The sequence below is a fragment of the Microvirga sp. Mcv34 genome, from assembly GCF_024519725.1.
Lineage (GTDB): Bacteria > Pseudomonadota > Alphaproteobacteria > Rhizobiales > Beijerinckiaceae > Microvirga.
In genome coordinates, this window is sequence record NZ_JALJRK010000040.1 from 36,806 (window position 1) to 48,010 (window position 11,205).

Annotated in this window: 8 protein-coding genes; 6 read left to right on the top strand and 2 right to left on the bottom strand. The window is 63.6% G+C overall.

What is annotated here, in order from left to right:
- Positions 1-24: 24 nt before the first annotated feature.
- Both OC446_RS19430 and OC446_RS19435 read right to left on the bottom strand, forming a co-directional pair.
- The gene (locus OC446_RS19430; protein ID WP_262030667.1) at positions 25-540 is read right to left on the bottom strand and encodes a GNAT family N-acetyltransferase; all 516 of its coding nucleotides are present in this window, start codon (positions 538-540) and stop codon (positions 25-27) included.
- An 8-nt stretch (positions 541-548) separates the two neighbouring features.
- The gene (locus tag OC446_RS19435; RefSeq protein ID WP_262030668.1) at positions 549-1,271 is read right to left on the bottom strand and encodes a glutamine amidotransferase; all 723 of its coding nucleotides are present in this window, start codon (positions 1,269-1,271) and stop codon (positions 549-551) included.
- Between the two features lie 332 nt (positions 1,272-1,603).
- Between OC446_RS19435 and OC446_RS19440 the strand changes: the two genes are divergently transcribed.
- From OC446_RS19440 to OC446_RS19465, 6 genes are all read left to right on the top strand, one after another.
- Positions 1,604-1,993 carry a response regulator gene (locus tag OC446_RS19440; RefSeq protein ID WP_262030669.1) on the top strand — a complete coding sequence of 130 codons (390 nt, stop codon included), beginning with the start codon at positions 1,604-1,606 and terminating at the stop codon, positions 1,991-1,993.
- Positions 1,994-2,165: 172 nt separating this feature from the next.
- Positions 2,166-5,801, top strand: coding sequence for a FecR domain-containing protein (locus tag OC446_RS19445; RefSeq protein ID WP_262030670.1), 3,636 nt, complete (start codon positions 2,166-2,168; stop codon positions 5,799-5,801).
- 64 nt (positions 5,802-5,865) lie between these two features.
- A complete protein-coding gene (locus tag OC446_RS19450) occupies positions 5,866-7,779 on the top strand; it encodes a CHASE2 domain-containing protein (protein ID WP_262030671.1) in 1,914 nt (637 codons plus the stop codon).
- A 191-nt stretch (positions 7,780-7,970) separates the two neighbouring features.
- Positions 7,971-8,858: a cation diffusion facilitator family transporter gene (locus OC446_RS19455; protein WP_262030672.1), complete on the top strand. Its 888-nt coding sequence runs from the start codon at positions 7,971-7,973 to the stop codon at positions 8,856-8,858.
- A 216-nt stretch (positions 8,859-9,074) separates the two neighbouring features.
- A complete protein-coding gene (trpS, locus tag OC446_RS19460) occupies positions 9,075-10,118 on the top strand; it encodes a tryptophan--tRNA ligase (protein WP_262030673.1) in 1,044 nt (347 codons plus the stop codon).
- Positions 10,119-10,361: 243 nt separating this feature from the next.
- Positions 10,362-11,205: HAMP domain-containing protein (locus tag OC446_RS19465; protein ID WP_262030674.1), on the top strand; the 844-nt coding region annotated here is incomplete at its 3' end.

The window sequence follows — 11,205 nt, forward strand, 5'->3', positions numbered from 1 at the left end:
CGGGATTTAAGCGGCTTGAAATGCTCAGACCGGACGGTTGTGGCGGTAGAACGCATTGGCGATGCCATCCACGTCATGAATGCCGGTGAACACCATCCCGACCTTTTCCAGAACCTTGCGGGAAGCTCTATGCTCGGCCACCGCGAACCCAATGACGTGATCGAGAGTTTCGACTCTGTAAATCCACTCTAGCAAGGCCTTGGCAGCCTCCGTCGCATAACCCTGGCCCCAGAGCGACCGCATGAAGGTGTAGCCGAGTTCAAGTTCCTGGGTTTTCTCAAATCTCCCGAATCCAGCCCGGCCGATAAACATCCCCTGCCGGTCAGTAACCTTAAATTTGGTCCAACCATGGACCGCGTAATCCGTGCGAAAACCTTCGAACTTCGCCTGGAGAAACATGTCATCCCAGGGCGGATCGCCCATCTGCAGAAAGTGCTGCACCTCCGGATCATCATGAAGGGTGACCAGAAGAGGAAAGTCCTCGGGCTCCCATTCGTAGAAGCACAGGCGTTCACTCGCCAAAACAGGGGTCTTCATCATCGGAACTCTTACACTCTGTCATCGAGCCAATGGTCGAGAAACCGGTCGAGCCAGCGGGAGACGTGAGGGTCGTGCTGGAAGCGCCCGGCGAGCTGGCGGACCCGGTCCTGCGCGCCCGGCATGGCCAGCCGCTCCTCGGCCACGACCGTCCAGCGGCACATCATGGCGTGGGTGACCTCCGGGTGGAACTGGAGGCCGAACGCCTTCTCGCCGACCCGGATCGCCTGGGTTGGGAAGTCGTCGCCCGTCGCCAGGGTCTCGGCCCCGGCAGGACAGTCGAAGCCTTCCCGGTGCCAATGATAGACATGGCTCGGCCAGGGCACGCCCCAATCCTCGCTCAGGGCTTCCCCGGCCGTCGTCGGCAGCAGGGGATAATAGCCGATCTCGGCCCGGCCCTCGGGATGGGCCCAGACGCGGGCGCCGAGATGCTTCGCCATCATCTGGGCACCCAGGCACAGGCCGAGATAGGGCTTGCTCTCCTTGAGCGGCACCTGGATCCAGTCGATCTCGGTCTTGAGGAAATCGTCCGGGTCGTTGGCGCTCATCGGGCCGCCGAAGATCACCGCTCCCGTATGCTCGGCGAGCGTCTCGGGCAGCGGGTCGCCGAACCGGGGCCGACGGATGTCGAGACGGTAGCCGCGCTCCAGGAGCAGGCGCCCGACCCGGCCTGGGGTCGAGTGCTCCTGATGCAGGACGATGAGAACGGGTGCTTTGGGGGGCCGCCTAGGCATGGTTTCGATCCGATGCGGAGGCGATCATGATGGTACAGGGGCAAACACGCGAGAACATAAGCCGATTATTCGGGATAAGATGCCTTCTCCGCAAGAGGCATCGCCGGCCCGCATCGTCGCAATTCCTTAGCCGGGAGATATCTAGGCAAAAGCGGACCATCGCTCTATGATCCCACGGGAACGATATCACGCGTCACCCCGACTTTTGCACAGATACGCAAAAGTGATAGAACCACCTGATTCCAGCCTTGAAGTCCGGACGATCCGGCTCATCTTGTTCCGTGTTTTGCTGGACGATCGGCCAGCATCCCGGCGTGAAAGAAAGTGATCCCGTGACCGACAGCGTAACGAGCGATGGAGATCTCAACGGCCTGCGTATCCTTGTGGTCGAGGACGAAGCCGCGATCTCTCTGCTCCTCGAAGACATGCTTCTCGATTTCGGCTGCGAGGTGATCGGACCGGCAGCCAGGCTGTCGGCAGCCCTGGACGCGGTGGCGCGCGAACAGGTCGATCTGGCGATTCTCGACGTGAATGTCGCGGGCGAGCCGATCTATCCGGTGGCCGAGGCCCTGGCCCAGCGTTCGATCCCGTTCGTCTTCTCGACCGGCTACGGCAGCGCCGGGATCCGCGACGCCTTCCGCGACCGTCCGGTCCTGCAGAAGCCTTTCGCCCAGCACGACCTGAAGCAGAAACTGCTGATCGCCTGCGGCAAGGCCGCCTGATCGGCTTTCCGTCGTCGGTAGGGCGCCTGAACCTGTGGCGTGAATGCCGCAATCGTTTACGCTGTGCTGCAAAACACATCATTCATGCTGTGAATCGGCTTTGTTCCCGGGGACTTCCTGCTAAGCTCCAGTAACGTTAGAGCAGGTAACCCTTCGATCGAGCCCGTTCTCCATGTCTTTCCGATCAGTCAGGCTTCTGGCCGCCACAAGCGTCCTGGCGCTTTCCTTTGCTGCCGCGCAGGCTCAAGTCCCCGTGCCGCGCCAAGCACCCGCCGCGGGTGCCATCGTGGCGGCCAAGGGCGGCGAGGAGATGCGCTTCGTGCGCGAGGATCTCTGGCGGGCCGCCCAGCTGCAGCAGAGCCTCGTCGGTGGCGACACCCTGCGCACCAACGCCATCGGCAACCTGGCGATCCTGTTCAACGACCAGACCCAGATCCGCGTCGGGCGCAACTCGACCCTGACCGTCAACGATGTGGCGCGCGGGCCAGCCGATGCGACCCAACTCAGTCTGCAGGGCGGCAACATCTGGGCCCGCGCGGCCCGCGGCGGCTCGGGCGTCGACGTCAAGACGCCGGCGGCGGTCGCGGCCATCCGTGGTACCGACTGGTCGCTGGCGGTGGACGGCGCGGGTAAGACCTCCCTGGTCGTGCTCGAAGGCGTCGTCGAGCTCAAGAACCCGCAAGGCGCTGTGACGGTCCGACAGGGCGAGGGAGCCGTGGCGGCCGTCGGCCAGGCGCCGACGAAATTCGTTCTCGTGAGCCCGAACGACCGCGAGCAGATGCTCTTCTACATGTCGATGCGCGAGGTGTTCATCAACCTGCCGACGACAACCCTGGACAACAAGCATTTCGAAGCCGAGAGCTCCAGGATCGAGGCGCTGACGCCCGAAACCCGGACGACGGAGGACTGGCTCGTCCTTGCCGAGAGCCTCATGAATGCCGGCAACAGGCGCGCCGCGGCGGCGCCTCTTGCGGAAGCCCGCCGTCGCCCAATGAGCAGGGCGCAGCGAGCGCGCGCCGATTACCTCGAAGCCCTCATGGCCGGCGCGGACCGCCGCTGGCAGGATGCGATCAGGCTGTTTGATCGCGCGAAGCCGGGCCTCGATCCGCGGCGGCGCGGCTGGGCCGAGTACGGCCGCTATGCGGCCGCTTCCCTGGCGGATCCCAAGCGGGTGCAGCCGCCCCCAAAGGTTCCGCTGAAGGATCCCAGGACGGCGGAAATCAACGCCTATCTCACAGGTTTCCGACAGGATCTCAAAGCCGCCGCCGCCGAGGCCGCAGCATCCGAGAGACTATTTCCGCAGGATGCCGGGCTCGCCATTCTCTCGGCCACCCTCGCGCAGGATCTCGACCACCGCGAGGACATGTATGCGGCCTATGAACGGGCCAAGGCCATCGATCCCACCGATCCGGACGTGGTGGCCTTCGGGGCGACGATCAAGGCGGATTATGCCCGTGACATCGACGGGGCTCTTGCCGATCTCTACAGGGTTGTGAAGACCGAGCCGAATTTCTCGCTTCTCAACCAGATCGGCCTGCTCGAGCAGGGCCGGGGCGCCACCATCGAGGCTGAAGCCGCCTTCCGGCAGGCCATCGAGATGGAGCCGCAGAACCCGATTCCTTACGTCAACCTGGCTATCCTTCTCCTCGATCAGAGCAGGGTGGAAGAGGCGGGCGTTCTGATCGACAAGGCGCTGGCGCTCGATCCGCCCACAGCCTACTCGGCCCGCGGGCGCTATCTCCTGCAGAAGGGCAAGATGGCCCAGGCCATCGAGTCGCTGCTGGCCGGTTCCGCGGTCAATCCGGCCCGGTCGAACGATCAGCTCATCCTGGCCGACGCGTATTTCCAGAACGGTGATTACGAGCTCGCCTGGCAGACCCTCGACAATGCCGACCGGCTCGATCCCAGGGCGCCTATCGTGCCCATCCTGCGCACGGCCTTCGCGCTCGATCTCTACATGGCCGACGAGGCCATCCTTGCCGCGCGCGAGGCCCTGCGGCGCTACCGGGATCGCGGCGGGGATTATGCGGGCCTATCGGTCACGAAGCAGACCGGCTCATACCCGGTGGAAGCCTACCGCTTCATCAACCTGCATGACTGGGCGCGCTTCTACGCCGACCGGACCTTCGATCCGTTCGAGGCGCAGGGCTATTTCGACCAGGCGATCACCAGCAGGCCGGGCTTGTTCCCAACGGAGCCGACCCTCGATGCCGCGGAAGGCACGGATCTCAACAGTGCGGCCCTGAACCTGTCCATCCAGGGTCTGCTCCTCGATCCCCTGGCCGTATCGGGCCGCATCGGGCGCTTCGATCCCATTCGCCGGCCGTTCCTCGATACTGAGATCGGTGGCGGCCCGGTCGTGCGCGGCGGCAAGGTCGGCTGGGATGCAGGCGTGCTGGTCAACGGCTTCTCCAACGAGCCTGTGCCGACGAGCTTCAGCCTGTCCGCGAGCGCCGGCGAGGCCAAAGGCAACCTGACGGCCGACAACGAAAGAGCGAAAGGCATGACGCTCAGCATCGGTTCGGCTCCGAGCGCCGCCGACCGATTCATGGTCATGGGATGGGCGACCGAGGGCAAGCCGGGCCTGACGGATGTCGACCGCTTCGACCGCACGCAGCGTATCGAGCGGGACGAGACGACTCTCTTCGGTGTCGCCGGCTGGAGCCATACTTTCGGCTATCGCAACGTTCTCTCGACCGCGATCTTCGCAACCCGGAACGATACGCTCGACCGTGGGGACCTGTGGGATTACAGCGCGTTCCCGACCACCCATACCCTCTGGCAGGAGAAGCAGCGCGTCGACGGTGTGGTCGGAGCGGTCAGCCACGCCATCGGGATCGGCGACTTCAATCTGCGCTACGGCCTGGAAGCTCAGGCAGGCCAGCTGCGCTACAATGGAATTAGTAGGAGCTACCAATATTGGTTCTCGGGACCGGAGGAGTCTCTGCAGGACGCACCGAGCTTCGACAGTCCGTTCCGCGGCGGCCGTGCCTATGCCGATCTGTCGTGGCGCCCGAACGATCGGTTCGAGGCTCAGGCTGGCATCCATCGCACCTTCCTCGACGTGAAGAACGCCGATCCCGATGTCTGGGTGTCGCCTCGCTTCGGCGTCGGCGTGTCGCCGCTGGAAGGGCAATGGCTGCGCGCAGCCTATATCGAGAATGCCGACACGTACCTGAGCTACTCTCTCGCACCTACGACCACGGTCGGGCTGATCCCGAACGACACGCCCGCGAGCGGACCGACGAAGAGTATTGTTCTACGTTGGGACGCGGAATGGACGCCGCACATCTTCACAGCGCTGGAATATCAGCGGCAGACCTTGAGCGACCTCTCCGTTCCGAGAATCAACACGCTGGAGAGTTTTAATGACATCGAGAAGGCCCGAGCCGAATGGCTCGCCGCGACGGTGAATGTCTGGCTGGGCCATGGCATCGGCGTCTTCGGCACAATCGGCGGAGCGACCTCGAAAATTCTCGCGACCTCGGCGGACGTGGACGGAGCGGTGGGAGAGCCCGTGCCCTATGTTCCGGAGCGTTTCGCGCGCTTCGGGATGACGTTCGTGCATCCGAGCCGCCTGCGTTTCACGCTGACCCAGAACTATATCGGCGAACGTTCCGGCTCCTATTACAACGACCGGCTGGAAGCCTATTGGACGACCGATGCCGCGATTACCTGGGAGACGCCGGACCGGCGCTTCCAGTTCGGCGTGACGGCGCTCAACCTGTTCGACCAGCGCTACGATTTCGGCTTCGACATTCCGGCTCCCGGTCGCACGGTCGCGGCCTCCGTCAAGGCTCGGTTCTAGGGTGAGCGGCGAAAGGCCGGCAGCGGTCGATCAAGGGCGCGAGCCTCTCTGGCGCCATTTTATCATGGCAGGGCTCATCGCGGCCCTGCTGGTGCCGGTCCTCTATTTCCCGCCCTTCCATCTCATCGAGGCGCGGCTCTACGATATTCTCTCGGTCGTATCGCCCCCCCTGCCGGCGCGGCCTGGCGCCGTGATCGTGGCTATCGACGAGCCGTCCATCGGGGAGATCGGCCAACGCTGGCCATGGTCCCGGGAGCTTCACGCCAGACTGGTCGAGAGCCTGCGGGCCGCGGGCGCGAAGGTGATCGCCTTCGACATCATCTTCGCCGATCCCAGCTCGGAGGAAGCCGATACCGCTTTCGCAAAGATGCTCGGCCCGGACGTGGTGCTGGCCGCCGACGACGTGACGACGCTCCTGCCGCAAGGCGTCCAGGTGACCCGAGTCAGCCCGCTCGATCCCTTCCTCGATGCCGGTGCAGCAACCGGCGTGGCCTCGGTGGATCTCGACGGGGATGCCTATCTGCGCCGCATGCCGCGGATGCAGGACAGCCTGGCCGCCGAGGCGCTGCGCCTGAAGGGCGAACCGCAGGCGGTCGCTCCCGAGGGTGCGCTGATTCAGTTCTTCGGCCCCGCCCGCTCCTACCCGACGGCCTCCTATTACCAGGCCCTCGATCCGGGGAATTTTCTGCCGCCGGGCTTCTTCAAGGGTCAGGTCGTTCTGGTGGGCCTGAGCCTGAAGCAGGCAACCTCCGCGGATATCGGCGCGCCCGATACTTTCCCGACGCCCTACACGTTGACCGAGGGCACCCTCACGGCCGGCGTGGAGGTCCAGGCCACGATCCTCGACAATCTCCGCCATAACCTCTACGTGCTGCCCGCGCCTCGGCTCGTCATGGCGCTCCTGGTCATCGCCGGGGCCTTGCTCGCCGCCGCCTTCTCGGCCCATGGCGTTTCCTGGCGGACTGGGCTCGCGGCGGCCTTCCTGCTCGCCTTCTTCATCGCCGGATCCTGGGTCGTGCTCCGCTTCGGCCGGGTTTGGATGCCACCTGCCATGCCGGCGGCGGCGGCGCTGGCGGTATTCGGTGCGCGGTTCGGCCTCGATTATGCCCGCGAGCGCCACCTGCGCCGCACCGTGTCGGAAGCCTTTTCGCGCTATCTCTCGCCGGATCTCGTGGCGCAGCTCGCCCGCGATCCCGGGGCCCTGAAGCTCGGAGGCGAGCGCCGCAATCTCTCGATCCTGTTCTGCGACGTGCGAGGCTTCACGACCCTGTCGGAGAAGCTGAAGGACGAGCCGGAGCGGCTGACCACGTTGATCAATCGCCTGCTCGATCCGCTGTCCGCCGCCGTGCTGGCGGAAGGCGGCACCATCGACAAGTATATCGGCGATTGCGTCATGGCGTTCTGGAACGCCCCGCTGCCGAGTCCGGACCATCCATTGTGCGCCGCCCGCGCGGCCATGGGCATGCTGGACGCGGTCAAAGCCCTGAATGCCGAGCTGCGGCGAGAACAGGGCGAGGATGCTCCCTCCTTCGCCATCGGCGTCGGCATCAATACCGGCGATTGCGTAGTCGGCAATGTCGGCTCGCGCTGGCGCTACGATTATTCGGTCCTCGGCGATACGGTGAACCTCGCATCGCGCCTGGAGAGCCTGTCCAAGGAATACGGCGTCTCCATCGTCCTCGGGCCCGCGACCGCGAAGGCGCTGCGGGACCATTTCGTGCTGATCGAGCTCGACCGCATCGCCGTGAAGGGACGCGCCGAGAAAACCGCGATCTTCACCATCGTAGCGCCCGCCGCGCAGCGCCAGGCTCCGGCTTTGACGGAGCTGATGGATCTGCATCCCGTGCTGCTCGACAGCATCCGTGCCGGCCGGCGGGTGGAGGCCCTCGACCTCGTCCGGCGCTGCCAGGCGCTCGCCCCCGCCCTGTCGGCCTATTACGGGAAGCTTCTGCTCAAGGCGACGGCCATCCCCGAATGATCGGTCGGCCGCGGCCGTGATGGGTCTCTCGTGTCGCCGCTCGCGTTCAGGCTTGACTTGCGCGGTAAACACTCCCGCTCCGACATGATCTTGCAAACGAATTGCAAGTAAAAACAAAGTCTTGCCACTCCTGGGACTCCGTCTATAAGGGCGCCTCGTTTCCCGCCGCACTCTCGTTTAAGTATCGCGCCATGGACAAGATTCAGAAACTTGCCCTCGGCAGCATATTCGTCGGAACCCTTGTTTTCGTTCTGAAATATGCCGCCTATTACATCACGGGCAGCATTGCGCTCTATTCGGATGCGCTGGAGAGCGTCATCAACGTGGTGACGGCGGTTGCGGCGTTCCTGGCCGTGCGCGTGAGCGCCACGCCGGCCGATGCGAACCACCCCTACGGACATCACAAGGTGGAATATTTCTCCGCCGTTCTCGAAGGCGTGCTGATCATCGTGGCGGCGCTGGCCATCCTGCGGGAGGCCTATTACGGATTCCTGTCGCCGAAGATGATCGATGCCCCCATGGAGGGCCTTGCGATCAACGCAATCGCCGGCGTCGTCAATGCCTTCTGGTCCTGGCTGCTGATCAACCGCGGACGGCGCATGCGCTCGCCCGCCCTCGTGGCCGACGGACGCCATCTCTTCACGGACGTGATGACCTCGGCGGGCGTCCTGATCGGCCTTCTCCTCGTTCCCTTCACCGGGTGGCACTGGCTCGATTCCGCCCTCGCGGCCCTGGTGGCGGTCAACATTCTCTGGTCAGGCTGGGGCCTGATGAAGGAAAGCATCGGCGGCCTCATGGACGAGGCGCTCCCCGAGGCCACGCTCAGCCGTGTTCGCGAGATCATCGCCGTCAATGCGCAAGGCGCCATCGAGGCCCACGACCTGCGCACACGCCACGCGGGCCGGATGACCTTCATCGATTTCCACCTCGTGGTGCCGGGCCAGATGAGCGTGACAGATGCCCACGACATCTGCGACCGCCTGGAACGCGCCCTCAAGGAGGACGTGAAGGACGCGCTCATCACGATCCATGTGGAGCCCGACAACAAGGCCAAGCACGCAGGCATCGTGGTGCTCTGAGATTTCCGGGGCTCTTGCATGAGTGCCGCTCCCGTGGCATTTCTTCACCCATGAACGACCGTGCGACCCCGACCGCAATCCTTTGGTGGCGCTCCTGACAGGAGCGGCACGTCGTCATGTTTTTCGCAACGAACGTAGCCGCCGGGTACGGCAGGCATCGTTCGTCATTTTCCGATCTGGTCCTACGTCGCGGCGGCTTCCATCTGGAGAAGCCCCATGCCCGTCGACATCGACCACCGCCCCGTCATACTGACCGGAGACCGGACCACCGGCCCGCTTCATCTCGGCCATTATGTCGGATCACTGAAGAACCGGGTCGCCCTTCAGCACACCCACCGGCAATATCTGCTTCTGGCCGATACGCAGGCCCTCACCGACAATGCGTCCGACCCCGCCAAGGTGCGCCGGAACGTGCTGGAGGTTGCGCTCGATTATCTGGCGGTCGGGATCGACCCGGGCCAGACGACGATCTGCCTGCAATCGGGCCTGCCGGCGCTTGCCGAACTGACCCTGCTCTATCTCAACTTCGTCACCGTCGCGCGCCTCGAGCGCAATCCGACGATCAAGGATGAGATTCAGGCGCGCGGTTTCGGGCGCGATATTCCCGCGGGCTTCCTGTGCTATCCGGCCGCGCAGGCGGCCGACATCACCGGATTCAAGGCGAATGTGGTGCCCGTGGGTGAGGATCAGGCTCCGCTGATCGAACAGACCAACGAGATCGTGCGCCGTCTCAACCGTCAGGCCGGTCGCGATGTGCTTCCCGAAGCACTGGCCCTGATCCCAGCCGTCGGACGCCTGCCCGGCGTCGACGGTAAGGCGAAGATGAGCAAGTCCCAGGGCAATGCCATTTCCCTATCCGCTACCCCCGACGAAATCCGCGATGCCGTGCGGCGCATGTACACGGACCCCCATCATCTGCGCGCCTCCGATCCCGGCACCGTGGAAGGCAACGTCGTCTTCACCTATCTCGACGCCTTCGACGACGATCATGCAACCGTCGAAGACCTGAAGGCACGGTATCGCCATGGTGGTCTCGGGGACGCCCTCGTCAAGCGCCGCCTGGAAGATGTCCTTCAGACCCTTCTCGCGCCCATTCGGGAGCGCCGTGCGGCCTTCGGGCGCGACCCGGGCCATGTTCTCAATCTTCTCCGAGCAGGCACCGCGACGGCCCGCGAGCGGACCCAAGCGACCCTGGATGAACTCCGCGCGTGCCTCGGCCTGTTCACCTTCGAGGAAGCCGGGGTCGGAACAGGTCACTAACGGACGTCTATAGCAACGTCTTCTTGGCCCTACGTCAGAGTAACCGCGGTCCAAGCCGGGTTATTCCGACGGGGCTTACGGCGTTGCCACTTTCGTAGGGATGATATCAAGCTGAAGGATTTCTTTCACCGGGCGGCACTCTTCAATTATGAAAATACCATTAATATAATCTACGAAAATGATGAAGTTTTATTATAAAAACTGCCAATTCTAAGTAATTTCACGTAATGCGGTGCGCGGTAGGTGGCGTTTATAAATATAGGACCTGTTGTCAGCGCGTCGTGGGGGCGTGCGCCTCCCGCGGGGTTGTGGGCAGGTCGTCGAGGGACCATGCGTTTTCTGAATAACTTGAAATTGATCTTCAAACTGGCGATTCCGACAGCCATCTTTGTCGCGATCACCATCGGGTTGATTGCAATTGCAAAGAACGGCTTGGATACCCTCAGTGCCGACACCAAGAAACTGGTCAATGTCGAGTCCGCCCGGCTGATCACCATTCTCAACATCAACGCGGAAGTGAACGAGGCCAGCATCCAGGAAAAGAACATAATCCTGCTTTCCTCGACAGAGCAGGACCGGCTCAAGAGTGCGGAGTCCGTCTATCAGGAATACAAGAAGCTGGCCTTGCAGCACGCCGACGAGCTGATCGCCTTTTCCGATTCTGCGGAACGCCGCACCATTAACGAGAACATCAAGGCGACCCTCGTCCAATATTTCGCCCTTATGGACAAGAGCGTCGCCCACAGCATGCAGGACGACGATTTCTCCGCCCTCCAGATTTCCAACGGCGAAGGGCGCGATCTTCGCATGAAGGTCCGCAACCTCCTGACCGAGCGCATCGCCATCAACCAGAAGGCGCTCGATGACTCGTCGGAGGCATCGGAAGCCTTGGCGTCCAGTACTTCCACGTCGCTCATCGTGTCGTCGGCGATCGGCCTGAGCATCGCCATCGCCCTGCTCGGAGCCATCGTCGTGATGGCCATTACGCGTCCGCTGAATCATGTGACCGGCTCCATGGGGCAGCTGGCGGAGGGCGACCTGTCGGTGACCGTGTCCGGCACGGAGCGCAAGGACGAGGTCGGAGCGC